The organism is Erythrobacter sp. AP23 (assembly GCF_001542855.1).
Lineage (GTDB): Bacteria > Pseudomonadota > Alphaproteobacteria > Sphingomonadales > Sphingomonadaceae > Qipengyuania.
The window spans coordinates 186,468-205,101 of record NZ_LNBY01000012.1 but is presented as its reverse complement, the minus strand read 5'-3'; the positions used below and the strand labels follow the sequence as shown (position 1 = coordinate 205,101).

Genomic DNA, 18,634 nt, shown 5'->3' with positions numbered 1-18,634 from the left:
TCGTGCAAAGGAGGAAGGGCCGCCCGGTTTCCCGGACGGCCCTTCCAGTTTTGTGCGATTGCTCGCGGCGTTCGATCAGTACTTGAACGTCGCCGTCGCGCGATAGGTTTGCGCATTGGCATTGTGACGCCCGATCGTCGTGTCAAATCCGACCCCAAACATTGCCGACTCGGTACCAAATTGAGCCGACAGACCTGCTTCTGCCCAGTTCTTGTCTCCATTCGCCAGAAGGAAGAGCGCACCTGGGCCAGTGCCGTTGGCAAACTGCGCCGAGAAGGCTTGCGGACCGTCTTCGTACTCGTGCACGAAATCGAAATTGGCGTCGAGTTGGAATGTCCCGCTGATCTTCTGGTAATCCAGACCGATACGACCCTGGAGGCTTTCGAAGTCCTCGCGATCGATCCGCAGGGCAAGCGGGCCACCGGTTTCAGTGACGACGTCGAACGACTGATCGGCATAGCGCAGCTCGATCCCCGGAGAGATCGTGCCCATCGGGCCTTCGATGTCGTAGGAGATACCCAAGGCCGCCGCGATGCCGCCATCGCTGCTTTCGCTCGCAAGCGTCTGGGTGCCACCGAGGAACGATACGGTCCGCGTGGTGTCGACGTCGAGATCGGTCAGGCTGACCTGACCGTCGATGACGAAACCATCCTCTGTTTTGGCACTACCGTAGGCCGATACAGCCAGCATCGTCGCTTCGGCTTTCTGCCCGAGCGCGGTGTCGGCGTCGAGGTCCGAGTAATAGACGGACAGGCCGATCATCGAGCTATCGCTGGGGAAGTGCTCGATACCGCCACCGAAGAAGTAGCCATCCACATCGGTATCGACCGCGGTGTAGCCGGGCATCGAGTCGCCGCTGCCACTAAGCAGTCCGCCTGCGAGATAAAGAGCGAAATCCTCGCGAATCGCACCCTCGCGCACGCTGGTCGGTTCTTCGCCCTGGTCGAGGCCAAGCGCACCGGCAACGATCGGCTGGCTGCCGCGCGAGACCTGCATCTGCGCGGTCTGCAGCGGATTGCCGAACGTGGCGATCGTGCCGCCGGATCTGGCGAGATCCGATTCCCGCAGGCGCATTGCATTGAACGACTGCAGGTTGTTTAGCGATTGCGCAGCAAGCTGCTGGACGGCCGTTTCGGCGACCGGTGCCAGCCCTTCGAAAGTGGCCTGGATCGTGGCCGCATCTGCGAAATCGAGGCCGTAGAGTTCGGCCAATGCCGAATTGCCACGGTTCTGGTCGAACAGCTGCGCATAGGCACGCTGCACGGGGTCGCTCGTGTCGATTACGGTACGATAGCTCGCGGCGAGGATCTGCATCAGCACTGCCGTATCGGTGTAGGTGAACGACTGGCTGAGGATCGCGGAGATATCGTTCTCGTTGAAGGTGCCGTCGAGGCCTCCGGCTGCTGTCAGGATGGTGTATTCCTGGCCCAGACCGTTGACCTGCTGCATGATCCCGGGACCAACGACGACATCACCACCGATCGAGGCACCCCCGGAAATCTCAAGAAGGTCCGAGGTGTTGTCCGGTCCGATATCGATCATCAGTGTCGAACCCGATGAGAGGATCGCATTACCGTCGATTCCGAGGGTACCGATGGTGCCCATCGTTCCGGGAGCGATGGCGCCGACGATATTGGTGAAGAACGGAGTTTGAACAGTGCCCGTGCCACCAAGGATGCCGGCAATCATCAGATAGTCGCCGCTCGTGCGCAGAGCGCCGTCGACATTGATCGTTCCGCCGCCCTGCATGATGTCGATGATCGAAGTGAGATCACCGTCGGCCTGGATATCGAGACCTGCGGCACCCACGACCGTAAGCCGATCGATGGTCACGGCGCTCGACAGCGTGGTCGTGCCGGCTGCGCTGAGCGTTACGTCGAAGTAACGCGCATTCACCTGTTCCGCCGGATCGGCGCTGACGACCGGATCGATATTGTCGGGGACGAACCCGGTTGCACCGGGCAGACCGTTATCGAGCGTGGGAGCGGGATTGTCGGCGTCCGCAAACTCTGGAGGGCCGCCGCTCGGGCCGTGGGGCTGCTCTTCCGCCGGTCCAAGCTCATATTGCGCCTGTTCGATGGGGAAGAGAATGCTCGTCGCGTGAGGCTGCTCCAGCGAACCGCTGATCACCTGACCCCCGGTATCGCCGGCGCTTGCGGAAACAACCGCTTCACCACGATTGTTCGACGTATTCGCCGAAACCAGTGCTTCACCGCGATTGTTGGATTCGCCTGCGGTTACTCCGATTTCTTCGGGAGCGTTCGACGTACCAGCGGAAAGGACCGCTTCACCCCGATTGTTCGACACGGCAGCGGTTGAGGCCGGTTCGCCATCGACCGTCGTTTCTCCGGTTCCGACATTCTCGCAGCGATTGGTCGGAAGCGTGGTATCTACGCCAGCGGGATCGAAGAAAAACGGGGTCTGAATGCAAACTTCGCCGAAGTCCGGTTCAGTGCCGTTCAGTCCCGCGCCGGGCGATGACGGCAAGCCATTCACAACTTCACCGGCCTCGTTGATGACACGATAGATCGGGTCGAGGTCGGTCTGCCAGTGATTGGGGTCTTCCCACGCCCCGTCTCCTGCAATCGCACTCACGTAGCGATAAGGATTGGTCGCGACGATGTAATCCCAATACAGGAACAGGGGCTGGTAGAATGAACTGGAGCCATAGGCGCTGAAGCCAGCTGAGCCAAAAAAGCTCGAGCCACCGGATAGAACACCGATCTGCAGGTTCTCGGTAGACAGATCGTTATTCGCGGCATCCAGGATGAGGGGGCCGCCCGAATCTCCGCCCGCCGTGGTGCCTTCACGGGCCAGGGGATCGTCACGATAGAGGTTGAGATCGCGGACATCCGGCGCGGTTGTGTCGTCACCATCCGTACGGGCCGGGTCGTCGAAATCGAGCTGGTAGAGATTTTGTGGCAGGAATGGTTCCCCGTCACCGCCGAAGAATGCATCATTGCGATCATCGAGAGACAGCAGTCCGCCGAGCATATTTTCGGCCGAGCGACGGCGGAAATCGATCGCTTGGCTGTCGCCCGTCGTACCGCTCCCGGTACGGCCATAGCCGGTGATGTTAACGTGATAACCGGTACCGTTGACGGGATCGATTTCGTCTGGCGAAGGCAAAGGCGAGAACAAGAGCGCCCAAGTCGGAATGGTCGACACTAGCGAAGTGGTGGTCGGGTCGAACTGTGTTCCGACCGGCGTATCCAGCGTGGCGATGGCAATGTCTGCTTCGATAAAGCCAAGTGCCTGCGGATTCTGTAGCGATCGCGGATCGTAGCGGATTTGATTGATATTGTAGACCAACAGATCCGTATTGGTCTGGCCCGTACCGAACCAGTCCAGAATGCCCGGGAAGGCATCGACCGTGAATGTTACCGATGCGCGCACATTCTCGCCATCGTAGTCGCTTGCGGCGCGGTCGTTGACGCAGTGCGCGGCAAACAGGACTGTGCGCGGGTTGATCAGCGTGCCGGTGCAGATGCCAATGCCGCCTTGTCCGACCTGATTGGTTATGACCATGCCGACGCCGTTAACATCGCCTTCTTCATCGACGATTTCGTCAGGCGTAAAGTTGTCGTTCGGCACAATTGCATGTGCAGGCGAACTCATCGCGACAGACGAAAAAGCGATGGTGGCGGCACCCGCCAACAGGCGGCCGCCGGTGCGGTTAAAACTAGATTTCATTACGAAAGCCCCTCCAGGATTGGTTCGCAAACGCGGGCCCGAGCCCCGCATGCGATTGTTCTAGAACCGACCGAAGTGAAAAGGGAAGGGCCTTGCGACCGCGTTGTGACTCGTTTTTCGATTCAATGTGGCAGCAAGGACGCACTTTTTCATACAGTTCAAAGAGAAAGGCGACCGGATCGCTCCGGCCGCCACTTCGATACTAATGCCGATTGACCGGCGGAGCCGGATCAGGCGCTGTAATACATGTCGAATTCGGCCGGGCAGGGTGTGGTTTCGACCCGCAGGACCTCGTCCCACTTCAGTTCGCAATAGGCTTCGATCTGGTCCTTGGTGAACACATCGCCCTTGAGCAGGAAGTCGTGGTCCGCCTCCAGTGCTTCCAGCGCCTCGCGCAGCGAGCCGCAGACGGTCGGCACGTCGGCCAGTTCGGCGGGCGGCAGGTCGTAGAGGTTCTTGTCCATCGCCTCGCCCGGGTGGATCTTGTTGGTGATCCCGTCGAGCCCGGCCATCAGCAGCGCGGCATAGGCGAGATAGGGATTGGCCATCGCGTCGGGGAAACGGAACTCGACGCGCTTCGCCTTGTCGCCCGCGCCGTAGGGAATGCGGCATGATGCCGAACGGTTGCGCGCCGAATAGGCGAGCAGCACCGGCGCCTCGAAACCCGGGACCAGGCGCTTGTAGCTGTTGGTGGTCGGGTTGGTGAAGGCATTGAGCGCCTTGGCGTGTTTGATGACGCCGCCGATGTAATAGAGGCAGTTTTCGCTCAGGCCGCCATACTGATTGCCGGCGAAGGTCGGCTTGCCGCCGTCCCAGATCGACATGTGCGTATGCATGCCCGAACCGTTATCGTCCTTGATCGGCTTGGGCATGAAGGTCGCGGTCTTGCCGTAGATATGCGCGACCTGGTGCACGACATATTTGTATATCTGCATGTTGTCGGCGGTTTCCACGAGCGTGCCGAAAGTCAGGCCCAGTTCGTGCTGCGCGGCGGCCACCTCGTGGTGGTGCTTGTCGCAGTTGAGGCCCATTTCGATCATGGTCGAGACCATCTCGCCGCGGATGTCGACCGCGCTGTCGACCGGGGCGACGGGGAAGTAGCCGCCCTTGGCGCGCGGACGGTGGGCGAGGTTGCCGCTCTCGTATTCCTTCCCCGAATTGGTCGGGAGCTCGACGTCGTCGATCGCATAGCCCGAGCCGGCATAGCCATCCTCGAAGCGCACATCGTCGAACATGAAGAATTCGGCTTCGGGGCCGACATAGACGGTATCGCCCACACCGGTCGATTTGAGATAGGCCTCGGCGCGCTTGGCGGTCGAGCGCGGGTCGCGCCCGTACCATTCGCCGGTCGAAGGCTCGACGATGTCGCAGAAGACGATCAGCATGGGTTCGGCACTGAAGGGGTCGACATAGACCCGGTCGAGGTCGGGCTTGAGGATCATGTCGCTTTCGTTGATGACCTTCCAGCCGGCGATCGAAGAACCGTCGAACATCAGACCGTCTTCAAGCTCATCTTCGCCGAGCACGCCTGCGACCATGGTCAGGTGCTGCCACTTGCCCTTCGGGTCGGTAAAGCGAAGATCGACCCATTCGATGCCTTCGTCCTTGATCTGTTTCAGGACGTCGCTTGCACTTGCCATTGGTATTGCCTCCGTTTGAACTGGAACTGCGTTTGCGGGATGATGCCCCGCCAAATTTTTAGATTGCGTCGTCGTCTTTCTCGCCGGTGCGGATGCGTAGGGCACCCTCGATCGCGGTGATGAAAATCTTGCCGTCGCCGATACGCCCGGTTTGTGCCGTGGCGGCGATCGCTTCGACCGTGCGGTCGGCGATCCCGTCGGGCACCACCACTTCGAGCTTCACCTTGGGCAGGAAATCGACGACATATTCGGCACCGCGATAAAGCTCGGTATGGCCTTTCTGGCGGCCGAAGCCCTTGGCCTCGGTAACGGTGATACCGGACACGCCGATTTCGTGCAGCGCCTCCTTCACCTCGTCGAGCTTGAATGGCTTGATGATCGCTTCGATCTTTTTCACCTGGCGGTGTCCCCCGAGAAGTCTGGTACCCGTATCGCACGTAAATTACGCGTCGCGCCCGCCCGTGTTCCAAGAAGCGTGCCAAGTACGCAATAGGCGGAAATGCGTCGGTCGGATCAAGCTGGGCGGCTCCCCCTGCCCGAAGTGCAGACAGGCGGTGCCTGTTTTTTAGGCACCAGGTAGTCGCAGGCCGGCAGCCTCGGGAAGGCCGCACATAAGATTGAGGTTCTGCACCGCCGCGCCGCCGGCGCCCTTGCCGAGATTGTCGAGCCTGGCGACGAGGCGCGCGTGCCAGCCGCCATCGTTGCCGAACACGAAAAGCTCCATGGCATCGGACGGGGCCGCGTTTTCTTCCAACAGCAACTCGCTAATCGGACCGCTTTCGTGGACGGATACGGTTTTCGAACCGGAATAGAATTCGCGCAGAGCATCGCGCAGACGGTCGGCGGTGGGGTCACCATCGATAGCCCCGAGATGCAACGGTACCTCGACGATCATTCCGCGGTAGGCCGGAACGACCGAAGGTGCGAAGATGACCTGGTGTTCGAGCCCCGCATGGGCTTGCATCTCGGCAAGGTGCTTGTGGGCCAAATCGTATCCGTAGGCGCGAAAGGCGGGTGCGCCCTTCGCCTCGAACCGCTCGATCAAAGCCTTGCCGCCGCCCGAATAGCCACTGACCGCATTGACGGTATAAGGCCAGTCGGCAGGTAGCAGTCCGATCCTCACCAGCGGGGCTATGAGCGCCAGAAATCCGGTCGGATAACAGCCCGGATTGCTCACCCGCCGCGCATCGGCGACGCGCTCGCGGCCGACCAGCTCGGGAAAGCCGTAGCACCAGCCCTCGGCGGTACGGTGCGCGCTGGACGCATCGATGACCCGTGTTCCACTGCCCGTATCGATCAGCTCGACAGCTTCGCGCGCCGCCTTGTCGGGCAAGCAGAGGATTGCGATGTCGGCTGCATTCAGTGCATCGCGCCGGGCGCCTGGATCCTTGCGCTGTGCGTCGTCGAGGCGGATCAGGCTGAATTCGCCCCGCCCGTCGAGCCGCTCGGCGATTTCGAGGCCGGTCGTTCCCGCCGCCCCATCGATGAAGACACTATGCGTCACTGGCGGGCGCGAGCGCGTCGAGCCGGACATAGCCGCTCGGTCCTTCGGGGCCGCAGGCGATCCACGCCCAGTCGCCGGCGCAATCCAGCAGTTCGACCAGCTGGCCCGCCTCGAGCGAAGCCCCGTCGGCGGCGTCGTCGCGCATGGCGATTTTCAGCGTTGCCGGTGCATCGCCGATGTTGCGCAGTTGCGGTATGACGTAATGCGCGGCGAGATAGGTCTGGGCCAATGCGATATGCGCAAGATCGCCGCGCAGTGGCAGCGTGCCGGGCGCGGGCTTATCGACCGGCCCCTTCAATCCGACGGTGCCCTGAGGAAGAGAATAGCTGGCGGGGACAGTCACGCTGTGTGCAATATCCGGTTGTGAACGTTGCGGGCGCTTAGCCCCGCATGGGCTTTCAGGCAAGGCGTCCGCCCTCAATCCCCACCGAAACGCTTGCGCAGCATGTGCCAGGCGGCGCGCAGGCCGTAGGCGTCTCCGCCCTTGGGACGACCTGGCTTCGCTTGCGGACGCCAGGCGAAGGTGTCGAAATGCGCCCAGTCGATCCCGTCCCCGACGAATTTGTCGAGGAAAAGGCCCGCCACGCTGGCTCCGGCAAAGGAATTGCTGTGGGCGTTGTTGGTGTCGGCGATGTCGGAATTGAGCCATTCCCCGTACGCTTCGGGAAGCGGCAGGCGCCAGGGTTCGTCGTCATGCGCCTTGCCCGCCGCGACCAGCGCCTCGGCGGTCGCGTCCTCGCGGGTCATCAAGGCGGGGTAGTCCGGGCCCAATGCGACGCGGGCCGCTCCCGTCAGCGTGGCGAAGTCGATAATCAGCTCGGGTTTCTCCTCGCTCGCGCGCTGCAAGGCATCGCCGAGGATAAGACGGCCTTCGGCGTCGGTATTGCCAATCTCGACCGTCAGCCCCTTGCGGGTCTTGAGCACATCGCCCGGGCGAAAGCTGTTCGAACTGATCGCGTTTTCGACCGCGGGAACGAGCAAATGCAGGCGCACCGGAAGTTTGGCACCCATGACCAACCCGGCCAGCGCGATAGCATGCGCGGCGCCGCCCATATCCTTCTTCATCAGCTTCATTCCGGCCGCGCTCTTCACATCGAGCCCGCCGGAATCGAAGCAAACGCCCTTGCCGACGATGGCGAGGACCGGGTCGCTTTCCTTGCCCCAGGTCAGGTGCATGATTCTGGGTGCATGGTGCCGCGCGGCGGCGCGGCCGACCGCGTGAACCATGGGGTATTCCTGCTCGAGCGTATCGCCCTTGGTCACCTTGAGCGTGGCGGAATGCTGTTTCGCAAGCTTCTCGCATTGCTCTTCGAGCGCGGCCGGCCCCATGTCCTCCGCGGGCGTGTTGACGAGGTCCCGCACGAGGCACACGGCCTGCGCCTCGGCCAGCGCGCCGTCGATCGCTTTCACGTCCTTCGTCAGCAGGATGCGCGGGCCGACGGGGCGCTCGGGCTCTTTATAGCGATCGAAGACATATTGCGCGGTCTGCCAACCGTGCAGCGCGGGGCCGGGCTCGCCGACAGCGCGGCGATAGGCGCCTTCGGGCAGGCTTTCGGCGAGCTTGGCCATGCACCAACTCGAAAGCTCGTCGGGCTTGGCAACGCCGCCGACGGCGAACCAGCTATCGCCATCGGGCACGATGCCGACCTGGTATCCTCCGCCGTCGAATTTCTGTGCCTCCAGCGCCGCGCGCTGGCTCGCGGACAGCTTCTTGTTCCAATCGGGAAAGGTATCGCGGTTGACGAGATGGATCGATATCGCTTCCTGCCCCCGGTCGGGCTGGATAAGCGGCTGGTTGTCGGCCATAGTGGTGATGCCCCCGTGTCTGTTCTCAGGCGTTTCATCCTAGGCGAAGGAAACCGCCATGCGTGCGCCCCTGTTCCTGATTTCGCTCGCGCTGTCGAGTGCGGCCTGTTCCGATGGCGCGGAGTATGCGGAAAAGGCCGGCGTAGGCGAGACTGCTACAACCACCGCGAATGCGCCTACCGGTGAAGATTCTGCGGCAGAGCCGTATTCGTCCGAAGAGGAGACCGATCGCTACCAGTTCGCCTATTCCTGGCCCTCCGAGGTGGCTGGCGAGCCGGAATTGGCGGCGCTGCTGCGGACCAAGGCCGATGCCATGCTTGCCGAATTGCGCGGCGAGGCCGACGAGGACTGGAATTCGGCTGCGGGGCAGGAATGGACGCCGCGCCAGCACAGCGCATCGGAAGAGTGGAAGGTGGTTGCCGATCTATCGGGTTATCTCAGCCTGTCGGGACATCTCGCCACCTATTCGGGGGGCGCTCACGGAATGTATGGAATGCAATCGCTGGTCTGGGACCGCGAGGCGGCGGTTGCGATGAAGGGTATCGAGCTGTTCAATTCGCCCGTCGCGCTGGAGCAGGCGCTCGGAAAGCGATTGTGCGATTCCCTCAACGCCGAACGCGAGGAACGGCGCGGGATGAAGGTCGAAGAGGGCAGCGAAGACATGTTCGACAAATGCCCCGGTCTCGATGAAGCGAATGTGCTGGTCGGCTCTTCCAACGGGCGGACCTTCGACCGGATCACGGTCTATTTCGGCCCCTATGTCGCGGGTGCCTATGCCGAAGGAGATTACGAGCTGGATTTTCCGGTCACCGCTTCGGTAATCGATGCGGTCAAACCGGAATATGCGAGCGCATTCAGCGTCAATCGTTAGCCGTCTCGCATTTCGGGCGGAGAGCGCCTATGTGGGGCGCATGACCGAATATCAGGTAATCGATGCGGACGAGACCGTCTATCGCGACGGCACCATCAAGCTCCACGGGACGGAAGGCTTCGAAGGCATGCGCAAGGCCGGGCGACTGGCCGCAGAGATTCTCGACGAGCTGACCACTTTCGTGCAGCCCGGCGTGACCACGGGTGCGATCGACGATCTTGCGCGGACCATGATGCTCGATGCCGGCGCCGTGCCCGCGACGATGGGCTATCGCGGTTATACCCACAGCTGCTGCACTTCGATCAATCACGTGATCTGCCACGGCATCCCGTCGGAGAAGGCGCTCAAGGAAGGCGATATCGTCAATATCGACGTGACCCCGCTATTGGACGGCTGGCACGGCGATACCAGCCGCATGTTCTTTGCCGGCGAGCCCTCGATCAAGGCGAAGCGGCTGGTCGAGGTGACCCATGAATGCCTGATGCTGGGGATCGACGCCGCCTCGAAACCGGGTGCACGGCTGGGCGATATCGGCGCCGCGATCGAAGCGCATGCGCGCCAGTTCCGCTATGGTGTGGTGCAGGAATTCTGCGGCCATGGCCTCGGCCGCCTGTTCCACGACGCGCCCGAGGTGATCCATGCGGCGCGCGCGGGCACGGGTCCCGAGCTCAAGCCCGGCATGTTTTTCACCATCGAACCGATGATCAATGCGGGGCGCCCGCATGCCAAGGTCCTGCGCGACGGCTGGACTGCCGTGACGCGCGACAAGTCTCTCTCGGCGCAGTTCGAGCATTCGATCGGGATCACCGAGGACGGGGTGGAAATCTTCACCGAAAGCCTCAAGGGGCTGCACAAGCCGCCTTACTAAGCCTGCCGCGCGGCCCGAATTGCGGCTCCGGCGGCGAAGGGGGCGAGGGCGCACAGGCCGAGGCTGATCGCACCGGTCAGCAGCAATGCACCCGGATCGGGCCGCGCGAGGGCGCCGGCACCGAAGATCAGGATCGGGACCGCCAGCGGGATCACCATCAGCCCCGCCAATGCTGCACCGCCGCGAAGCGAAGCCGTGAGCGCGGCAACGGCAAGGCCCACGGCGGCAAGGCCCGGCGTCCCGGCGAGCAGGCCGAGCAGGACCGTGCGCGTCGTTTCGCCGGACAGCCCGAGCAGGGCAGCCGCCGGCAGCGTGGCCAGCAATAGCAGCGGGCCGAAAGCGAGCCAGTGCGCGAACAGGCGAACGGCCATGGCCAGTTCCTCGCTCACGCCGCGCAGGTGAAGCTGATCGAACACACCCGCCTCGAGATCGTCGGTGACCAACTTTTCCAGCGGCAGGATCGCCGCCAGCAGGGCCGCGACCCAGATTACCCCGCCGCCGGTGCGTGCGAGCAATTGCGCGTCGGGGCCGACCGCAAAGGGATAAAGCATCGCCACCGCGAGGAAAAACAGCAGCGGCAGCACACTCCCGCCGCCACGCCCGCCGGGGACCAGCAGGCCGAGGTCGCGCTTGAGCAGAGCGGCGATCATGCCGCATACCTCGCAAGGTCGAGGATCCTGGGCGAGGGCAGGGCGATCGGCTGGTGCGAGGCGACCACCGCGATCCCGCCCCCGCTGCAATGGATCGCGATTAGTGCTTCGAAAGTCTTTTGCGCCTCGCCGTCGAGCCCGTTGAGCGGCTCGTCGAGCAACCAGATCGGACTGCCACGATTGATCAGCCGGGCAAGCGCGGCGCGTTTTTTCTGTCCTGTGGAAAGATAGCGCACCGGAACGTCCATCAGCGGGCCAAGCTGGAGCAGCTGGATGGCGCGGCCCGGATCGCGGGAGCCGTCGAGACCCTCCCAGAAAGCCAACGCCTGACCCAGCGAGCGATTGCCGTCCAGCGCCAGCCGTTCGTCGACCAGACCCATCGCCCCCTCGCGTTCGACCGCCCCGGCGAAGGGCTGCATCAGGCCAGCAAGAATGCGGATCAGGCTCGATTTGCCGATCCCGTTGGCTCCGGTGATATGATAGGCATCGCCCGCCTCGCAGGCGAGCGAGAGGCCACGGAACAGCAGCCGCTCACCCCGGCGGCAGGCAATATCCTTTGCGACGAGGCGAGCTTGCATGACCGGGGGCGATAGGCAAAAGGCGCGCGAGCGACAAGCGAGAGGAGATTCGGATACCATGACTGTCGAGCAACTGACCGAGGAAGAACGCGACAGCTGGCTGCGCGGCCTAACCGGATGGTCGCTCGTGCGCGACGGAAAGGCGATCGAGCGCAAGTTCGAATTCGCCGACTTCTCCGAAGCCTTCGCCTTCATGACCCGCGTGGCGATGATCGCGGAAACCCGCGATCACCATCCCGAATGGTTCAACGTCTACAACCGCGTCGAAGTCACCTTGACCACGCATGACGCGGGCGGGCTGAGCCTGCGCGACGTCAAGATGGCGCGCAAGATCGACGCGTTGCTGGCCTGAGGCCTACTGCCCCAGCGGGCGAAAGGATTCGCGGGTCTGCTTGCGGACCCGGCCGGGCATCCAGCGCGCACCGAAGGCAATACGCTTTGCCGTCTTGCCGACGACCGTGTGCAATCTCTCTCCGTGAACGGCCGCCCATGCGGCGGCGGCGACCTCTTCCGCCGGGGTGATTTCCAGACCTGCTTCCTGCACCCGCTGGCGAATGCCTTCGTTCGAGCGCGCGTTGGGATTGTGGTCGAGCAGCGGCGTATCGATGAAGCTGGGCATGAGCGAGTGAACCTTGATGCCGTCCTCTGCCCATTCACCGTCGAGGCTCTCGGTCATCGCGCGCACGCCGAACTTGGTCGCCGAATAGACGCTGGCGCCCGGCGTTCCGTAAATTCCGGCAGCGCTCGCGGTGTTGAGCAGGCACGATCCGGGCGCGGTCTTCTTCAGATACGGATGTGCGGCCTGCGCGCCGAACAGAACGCCCTTGAGATTGATGTCTAGGCAGCGTTCGATTTCCTCGGTGCTGTTTTCCAGCAGCGATCCGCCGAGCGGAATGCCGGCGTTGTTGAACAGCACGTCGATCCGGCCGCCGGCAGCGACCGAGAAAGCCTCCAGCGCTTCGTCCCATGCAGCGCGGTCGCGCACGTCGAAGACATGCGAATAAGTGAAGCCGTGCCCTATCATTTCCTCGGTCTCGCGCATGCCCGCCTTGTCGATATCGCCCAGGCCGACGAACCAGCCACGCTCACCGAAATAGCGGGCGACCGCCCGCCCGATGCCCGAGCCGCCCCCGGTTATGAAAATCGCTTTGCGATCGCTCATGAATTCTCTCCCGTTTGCGGCCTGGTGCGCCCCGCCTTGGTGTCCCGGCGCTAGAGTGCCGCGTTGTTGTATGTGTGCCAGGTGAAGATGGCCATCGCGCCGCGATAGGGGCTCCATTTGTCCCCCAGTGCGCGCGTTTCCTTCTCGCTCGGGCGTGCGGGCAGGTCGAGCAGCCTGCCGACTGCCTCCTGTACGGCGAGATCGCCAGCCGGCCAGATGTTCGCGCGACCTTCTGCGAACAGCAGGTAGATCTCGGCCGACCAGCGACCGATGCCCTTGATGCGGGTCAATTCGGCGATGGCTTGCTCGTCGTCTTCGGGCAGGTCGGCCAGGTCGAGTTCACCGCTGGCGACGAGCTCGCACAATGAGCGCGCATAACCCTGCTTCTGGCGCGACAGACCGCAGGCGCGCAGCGTATCGAAATCGCGGGCGAGCAATTCCCGCGCATGCATGTCCTCGCCAAGCTCCGCTTCGAGCTTGTTCCATACCGATTGCGCCGAGGCGACGCTGACCTGCTGGCCGACGATCGTGCGCAACAACGTGCGGTACCCGATGGGGCGAATGCGCTCCTCGGGGTATCCGCAGCGCTCGATCGCGGCGGCAACCACCGGGTCGCCATCGGCGACCGCATCGAGATGTTCGCGCAATTGTGCATTGGTCAGTCCCATGGCCAGTACGCTTGCCTTCCCCGCCGCGATTGAATAGCAGCCGCTCGCATAGGGTCGACGAGTGGCCCTTTGCAACCGAGGATACGCGCAATGCCGAAACTGATCGTGACCACCCGCGAAGGCGAGACCAGCGAAATCGATGTCGCCGACGGCCTGACCGTGATGGAAGCGATCCGCGACAACGGCTTCGACGAGCTGCTGGCGCTGTGCGGCGGTTGCTGTTCCTGCGCCACCTGTCACGTCCATGTCGATGCGGCCTTTACCGACAAGCTGCCCGAAATGAGCGAGGACGAGGACGATCTGCTGGAATCGACCGACCACCGCGAAGCCACCTCGCGCCTGTCGTGCCAGATTCCGTTTACAGCGGAACTCGACGGGTTGAAGGTTACGATCGCGCCGGAAGACTAGTGGCGTCTGATCGCGCCTGACTGCGTCAGTCGCTGCGCCCTGTTCCATCCCGCTCCCCCTCCCGGCCACCCACGGCACGGTATTCTATGGGTGGCCGGGAGGGGGAGCGGGATGGAACAGCAAGGTCAGGACGGATGTCCTGACCGCACCCAACAAAATATCCGGGAGGGGAGCGGGACGGCACAGCCGCATGGGAAGCGCGTCTGCGCTTCCCGCACGCAACAAACAATCACTCCCCCTATTCCCCCTGCAAGCGCATGTAGTTTGCACCGCCGCTGCGGCGCGCCTACCTCCCGCATCATGACATCAATTCCCGTACGCGAGCACACGCTCGACCTAATCGGCAATACGCCGCTCGTCCGCCTCGAAGGACCGAGCGCGGAAGCCGGCTGCGACATTTTCGGCAAGTGCGAATTCGCCAACCCGGGCGCGAGCGTGAAGGACCGCGCGGCGCTATACATCATCCGCGATGCGGAGGAGCGTGGCGAGTTGAAGCCCGGCGGCACGGTCGTCGAAGGCACCGCCGGCAATACCGGGATCGGCATTGCGCTGGTTGCCAATGCGCTGGGCTATCGCACGATCATCGTGATGCCCGACAACCAGTCGAAAGAGAAAATGGACACCATCCGTGCGCTCGGCGCGGAGCTGGTGACAGTCCCGCCGACCAAATATGCGGACTGCAACCATTTCCAGCACGTCTCGCGCCGGATGGCGGGCGAAATCGATGGCGCGATCTGGGCAGGCCAGTTCGACAACACCGCCAACCGCAAGGCGCATATCGAAACCACCGCGAAGGAGCTGTGGGAGCAGCTGGAAGGCCGGATCGACGGCTTCACCTGCGCCGCGGGCACCGGCGGGACGATTGCCGGCGTCGGCATGGGGCTCAAGGAATTCGACGATAACGTCGTTATCGCGCTGACCGATCCGCATGGCGCGGCGCTCTACAACTACTTCGCTCATGGCGAGCTCAAGGCAGAAGGTTCGTCGGTGGCCGAGGGAATCGGCCAGGGTCGCATTACCGCCAACCTCGAAGGCGCACCCATCGATACGCAATTTCGCATTTCGGACGAGGAAGGGCTCGCCTGGGTGGCGCGCCTGCTGCGCGAGGAGGGACTGTGTCTCGGCCTGTCGAGCGGGATCAATGTCGCGGGCGCGATCGCGCTGGGCAGGCAGCTCGTCGACGAGGGACGCGAGAACCCGCGCGTGGCCACGATCCTGTGCGACAACGGTTTTCGTTACCTGTCGACGCTCTACAACGCCGAGTGGCTGGCGTCGAAAAACCTGCCCGTATTCGACTGGTTGCAATCGGGCGATTGACTGGCGGGCCGGGACCCCTAGGCTAATGCGCGTGCCCCAATTTTTCGACATGAGCCGCAAACCGCCCGTGGGCGAACTGCCCGACGTGCCCGGCAACGATGCCCGTCGCGAGCGTACCGTGCAGCGGTTGCAAATCGGCATTACCGGCATCGTGATGATGATCCTGCTGGTCGGCCTTGCCAGCATCATCCAGGACCGTGCTGCCGAAACCGATGCGACTACCGTGCCCGCTGCCGCACCCACGACCGAGCCGACACAGGCTCCGCCGCAGAATGACCCCCTGGTCGAGGCCGGCGTCGTACCCGACTTGCCTGTCCAGCCGACGCCGACCGCAGCCGCCACGCCGACCCCCGGTGCGCAGGCCGATATCGATGTTCCGCCTGCCACGAATTAGCGTATTGTCCGCAGTCCTCGCACTGGTTCTCGCTGCCTGTGCTCCGGGGCAGGCGGGCGAAGAGACCTTGCCCAAGCCGCGCGTGGGCCTTTTCACCAGCCTGCCGATCTACTGGGGCGAAGGCGATTTCGGCGAAATCCTCGATGGCGAGGCCGAGCAGAACTGGGTGCGCGCCGAATTGGAGACGCGGTTCGAACTTGTCCCGCTCGACACGCTCGAACCCGATGCGCTGTCAGGACTGGAGCGGGTGATCCTTGCCCAGCCACGCGCGCTTGCGCCATCGGAAAACGCATCCTTCGACGAATGGGTGTCACAAGGCGGACGGGCCGTGATCCTGGCCGATCCGATGCTCACGCGCCATTCGCATTATCCGATCGGCGACCGCCGCCGACCGCAGGATGTCGTGTTGCTTTCGCCCATTTTTTCGCATTGGGGAGTGGCGCTGCAGTTCGACGAGGGCCAGCCGGAAGGCGAGCGCGAGGTCGCGTGGAATGGCCGCGGATTTCCTGTCAACCTGCGGGGCCGCTTTACCGAAGCGGATACCGGTGCCGGTGACCGGTCCTGTGAGGTCGATGGCGACGGTTTGGTGGCGCGCTGCGCGCGCGGCGCGGGGGAGGCACTCTTGTTCGCAGATGCTGCCCTGCTGGACTGGGAGGATAGCGGACCGCTCCCGCAGGCTCGCCGCGATGCCCTGTGGGACCTTCTCGCACCGCTTGCCGCCGACCGGCAGTCGTCCGCGAATTGACACGGGAAATTGCGGGAAGCAGGCCGGGATTTGCGGGATGCCTCCTGCGACTCCGCGGAATTGCGTTGATTTCCATAGTCTTCGTTCAGAAAGTGTTAGGCAATTCGAGACGTAAGGCCGTCAAAAAATATTTATAAAACAGATATTTGCGGGCTTATCCCGTAAAATCCCGCAATTTTCCCTTCCATCCCCGCCTGTCCCGAGGTAAACCGCCAAGACATCGGACAGCACTGTCTATGCGCGCTCGGCCCGCGGGCGGAGCGGCTCGCCCATTCGCATGGGCGAGTGCGGAAAGGTGCTGCCTGGTGAGGAGGTAAGTAGAACCGTTTCGGGGAATGGGGACAGTGTCTTTCGGAGGGTACAGCGGTCAGGCCTATTCGCCCGCGGGCGACAAGGGCCGCTTCGTGCTTCCGCCACTGTTCCGCAAGGCCGTCAAGGAAAGCAGCGACGGCCGCGTGCTGTGTCTGATGAAGCATCCCGGCTGGAACTGCCTCGTCGGCTTCGGTCTCAGCCGCAAGCCCGAACTCGAAGCCCAGCTCGACCGCGAGGAAGAGCTCGCCGTGCGCCTCGGCAAGGAATTCGACCGCGATACGCGGTCCAGCCAATTGTTCGGCTTCCAGGAAATGCCGTTCGACGACAGCGGCCGTTTCGTCATGCCCGATCACCTGCGCGTACTCGGCAGGATCGAGGACGGGCTCTATTTCCAGGGCGGCGGGCGCTTCTTCACGCTGTGGAACCCGAGCGAGCTGGCCCAGATGGGCGACGACTGGGCGGGCGCCAAGGCCGCGTGCGAGAGCTTCCTCGCCGACGCGAAGGCGAAGTCCGGGAAGGGCGGGGGCAAATGACCGGCGCCCCGCACATTCCCGTCCTGCTAGACGAAGTGATCGAAGCGCTCGATCCGAAGCCGGGCGACGTCGTGATCGACGCGACCTTCGGCGCGGGCGGCTATACGCGCGCGCTGCTCGATCGCGGCGCGACGGTGCATGCCTTCGACCGGGATCCCGATGCCGTGGCCTCGGGTCGCACCTGGCGCGAGACGGAGGAAAATCCGCCGCGCCTCGTTCTTCATCCGCACCGCTTTTCCGAAATGCTCGACGTCATGACGTCGGCCGGTGTTGCAAGGGTCGACGGGGTCGTGATGGATATCGGCGTGTCCTCGATGCAGCTCGACCAGGCGCATCGTGGGTTCGCCTTCTCGGTTGACGGGCCGCTCGACATGCGCATGAGCCAGGACGGCGAAAGCGCTGCCGATTTCCTCAATACGGCGGACGAAAAGGCGATCGCCGATGTCCTCTATACCTATGGCGAAGAGCGCCAGTCGCGCCGGGTCGCGCGCGCTATCGTCGCCGCGCGTCCGCTGGAGACCACCGGCGAGCTGGCGCGGGTCGTGCGCAAGGCGCTGGGCCACAAGCCGCACGACAAGAAGGATCCGGCCACCCGCACCTTCCAGGCCGTCAGGATCCACGTGAACGGCGAGCTCGACGAATTGACCCAGGGTCTGTCGGCCGCCGAACACCTGCTGTGCGAAGGGGGCCGCCTTGCGGTGGTCAGCTTTCACAGTCTCGAAGACCGGATCGTCAAGCGCTTCCTGCGCGAGGCGTCCTCAACCCCGAGCGCCTCGCGTCACGTCCCTATGGTGGCGCAGGATGATCCGGTCTTTTCGAAGGTCAGCAAGGCGATCAAGCCGGGCGCGGCCGAGATCGAGCGCAATCCGCGTGCGCGCTCCTCGGTGCTGCGCCACGCCACCCGCACCGCAACCCCTGCGCGGGAGGCGGCGTAATGGTTGGCGGGTCGCGCATCAGGCAGATCGGCTGGGCGCTGGTGCTCGGCGTGTGCTTCGCCCTGCTTCTCGCGCTGACCTTCAAGGTCAATGCGGTGAAGAGCGACGTACGCCTCGCCGAACGCCAGATCATTGCTGCGCAGCGTGCCAAGCTCATGCTCGAAACAGAGTTCGAAACCCGCGCCAGCCAGCAGCAGCTGTCCGACTGGAACGCTGTGGAATTCGGCTATTCCGCACCGCGTGCCGACCAGTATCTCGAAAGCGAGCGTCAGCTTGCCGTACTGGGCGCGCCGCGCGGGATTGATGCGCCGGCGCCGGTGCGCGTCGCGCTCAACCGCCCCGCGCCCGAAAGCGAAAGCCTGTTCGCCGAGTGGATCGAGGATGACAAGGCCGACGATGCAGACCGGCGGCCCGAACGCCGCGAGCTCGCGGCCGCGGGCGGCCTTGCCGAGCGCCTAGCGAGCCCGACGGTCGGCAGGACCGCTGTTGCCGAGGTGAGCCAGTGAACGCCTTCACCGGCTTCGGCCCCGCCGTGGCCGCGGGCAGAAGC

20 protein-coding genes are annotated in these 18,634 nt (G+C 63.6%); 10 read left to right on the top strand and 10 right to left on the bottom strand.

The window, feature by feature from the left end; translation table 11 throughout:
• Positions 1-75 precede the first annotated feature (75 nt).
• The 6 genes from ASS64_RS06310 to ASS64_RS06285 all read right to left on the bottom strand — a co-directional run bounded on the left by ASS64_RS06310 (position 76) and on the right by ASS64_RS06285 (position 8,643).
• On the bottom strand, positions 76-3,693 hold the full coding sequence (locus ASS64_RS06310) for an autotransporter domain-containing protein (protein WP_067691469.1): 3,618 nt from the start codon (positions 3,691-3,693) through the stop codon (positions 76-78).
• A gap of 230 nt (positions 3,694-3,923) precedes the next feature.
• Entirely contained in the window at positions 3,924-5,333 is a 1,410-nt protein-coding gene (gene glnA / locus ASS64_RS06305) for a type I glutamate--ammonia ligase (RefSeq protein WP_067691465.1), read from the bottom strand.
• Between the two features lie 58 nt (positions 5,334-5,391).
• Positions 5,392-5,730: a P-II family nitrogen regulator gene (locus ASS64_RS06300; protein ID WP_067691461.1), complete on the bottom strand. Its 339-nt coding sequence runs from the start codon at positions 5,728-5,730 to the stop codon at positions 5,392-5,394.
• A 168-nt stretch (positions 5,731-5,898) separates the two neighbouring features.
• A complete protein-coding gene (gene argC, locus ASS64_RS06295; RefSeq protein ID WP_067691458.1) occupies positions 5,899-6,837 on the bottom strand; it encodes an N-acetyl-gamma-glutamyl-phosphate reductase in 939 nt (312 codons plus the stop codon).
• The gene (locus ASS64_RS06290; RefSeq protein ID WP_067691455.1) at positions 6,827-7,180 is read right to left on the bottom strand and encodes a hypothetical protein; all 354 of its coding nucleotides are present in this window, start codon (positions 7,178-7,180) and stop codon (positions 6,827-6,829) included. The genes argC and ASS64_RS06290 overlap by 11 nt, the downstream gene beginning before the upstream one ends.
• Before the next feature lie 74 nt (positions 7,181-7,254).
• The gene (locus tag ASS64_RS06285; RefSeq protein ID WP_067691453.1) at positions 7,255-8,643 is read right to left on the bottom strand and encodes a M17 family metallopeptidase; all 1,389 of its coding nucleotides are present in this window, start codon (positions 8,641-8,643) and stop codon (positions 7,255-7,257) included.
• A 58-nt stretch (positions 8,644-8,701) separates the two neighbouring features.
• Here ASS64_RS06285 and ASS64_RS06280 point away from each other — a divergent pair, with 58 nt between their 5' ends.
• Both ASS64_RS06280 and map read left to right on the top strand, forming a co-directional pair.
• The gene (locus ASS64_RS06280) at positions 8,702-9,514 is read left to right on the top strand and encodes a DUF3298 and DUF4163 domain-containing protein (protein ID WP_067691450.1); all 813 of its coding nucleotides are present in this window, start codon (positions 8,702-8,704) and stop codon (positions 9,512-9,514) included.
• A 40-nt stretch (positions 9,515-9,554) separates the two neighbouring features.
• The gene (map, locus tag ASS64_RS06275; protein ID WP_067691448.1) at positions 9,555-10,382 is read left to right on the top strand and encodes a type I methionyl aminopeptidase; all 828 of its coding nucleotides are present in this window, start codon (positions 9,555-9,557) and stop codon (positions 10,380-10,382) included.
• On the opposite strand, the gene ASS64_RS06270 is transcribed toward map, so the two are convergent.
• Both ASS64_RS06270 and ccmA read right to left on the bottom strand, forming a co-directional pair.
• Positions 10,379-11,032, bottom strand: a complete 654-nt coding sequence (locus ASS64_RS06270; RefSeq protein WP_067691445.1) for a heme exporter protein CcmB — start codon at positions 11,030-11,032, stop codon at positions 10,379-10,381. The genes map and ASS64_RS06270 overlap by 4 nt on opposite strands.
• The gene (gene ccmA / locus ASS64_RS06265; RefSeq protein WP_067691442.1) at positions 11,029-11,610 is read right to left on the bottom strand and encodes a heme ABC exporter ATP-binding protein CcmA; all 582 of its coding nucleotides are present in this window, start codon (positions 11,608-11,610) and stop codon (positions 11,029-11,031) included. Before ccmA ends, ASS64_RS06270 begins: the two co-directional genes overlap by 4 nt.
• A 58-nt stretch (positions 11,611-11,668) precedes the next feature.
• Here ccmA and ASS64_RS06260 point away from each other — a divergent pair, with 58 nt between their 5' ends.
• On the top strand, positions 11,669-11,962 hold the full coding sequence (locus ASS64_RS06260) for a 4a-hydroxytetrahydrobiopterin dehydratase (protein ID WP_067691439.1): 294 nt from the start codon (positions 11,669-11,671) through the stop codon (positions 11,960-11,962).
• 3 nt (positions 11,963-11,965) lie between these two features.
• Here the strand turns inward: ASS64_RS06260 and ASS64_RS06255 are convergent, their stop codons facing one another.
• A complete protein-coding gene (locus ASS64_RS06255; protein WP_067691437.1) occupies positions 11,966-12,772 on the bottom strand; it encodes an SDR family oxidoreductase in 807 nt (268 codons plus the stop codon).
• Positions 12,773-12,822: 50 nt separating this feature from the next.
• Positions 12,823-13,440, bottom strand: coding sequence for a DNA-3-methyladenine glycosylase (locus ASS64_RS06250; protein WP_067691434.1), 618 nt, complete (start codon positions 13,438-13,440; stop codon positions 12,823-12,825).
• A gap of 90 nt (positions 13,441-13,530) precedes the next feature.
• Here ASS64_RS06250 and ASS64_RS06245 point away from each other — a divergent pair, with 90 nt between their 5' ends.
• From ASS64_RS06245 to ASS64_RS06215, 7 genes are all read left to right on the top strand, one after another.
• The gene (locus ASS64_RS06245; protein ID WP_067691431.1) at positions 13,531-13,848 is read left to right on the top strand and encodes a 2Fe-2S iron-sulfur cluster-binding protein; all 318 of its coding nucleotides are present in this window, start codon (positions 13,531-13,533) and stop codon (positions 13,846-13,848) included.
• 300 nt (positions 13,849-14,148) lie between these two features.
• A complete protein-coding gene (locus ASS64_RS06240; protein WP_067691428.1) occupies positions 14,149-15,165 on the top strand; it encodes a cysteine synthase A in 1,017 nt (338 codons plus the stop codon).
• A gap of 31 nt (positions 15,166-15,196) precedes the next feature.
• Positions 15,197-15,559, top strand: a complete 363-nt coding sequence (locus ASS64_RS06235; RefSeq protein ID WP_157075100.1) for a hypothetical protein — start codon at positions 15,197-15,199, stop codon at positions 15,557-15,559.
• Between the two features lie 4 nt (positions 15,560-15,563).
• Positions 15,564-16,304 (top strand): hypothetical protein, encoded by a 741-nt coding sequence (locus ASS64_RS06230; RefSeq protein WP_067691422.1) that lies wholly within the window; start codon positions 15,564-15,566, stop codon positions 16,302-16,304.
• 344 nt (positions 16,305-16,648) lie between these two features.
• Positions 16,649-17,149 carry a division/cell wall cluster transcriptional repressor MraZ gene (locus ASS64_RS06225; protein WP_369815357.1) on the top strand — a complete coding sequence of 167 codons (501 nt, stop codon included), beginning with the start codon at positions 16,649-16,651 and terminating at the stop codon, positions 17,147-17,149.
• Complete coding sequence (gene rsmH, locus ASS64_RS06220; protein WP_067691415.1) at positions 17,146-18,084, top strand: 16S rRNA (cytosine(1402)-N(4))-methyltransferase RsmH; 939 nt, start codon at positions 17,146-17,148, stop codon at positions 18,082-18,084. Before ASS64_RS06225 ends, rsmH begins: the two co-directional genes overlap by 4 nt.
• Positions 18,084-18,590, top strand: a complete 507-nt coding sequence (locus ASS64_RS06215; RefSeq protein ID WP_083508208.1) for a hypothetical protein — start codon at positions 18,084-18,086, stop codon at positions 18,588-18,590. The genes rsmH and ASS64_RS06215 overlap by 1 nt, the downstream gene beginning before the upstream one ends.
• The last annotated feature ends 44 nt before the right edge of the window (positions 18,591-18,634 follow it).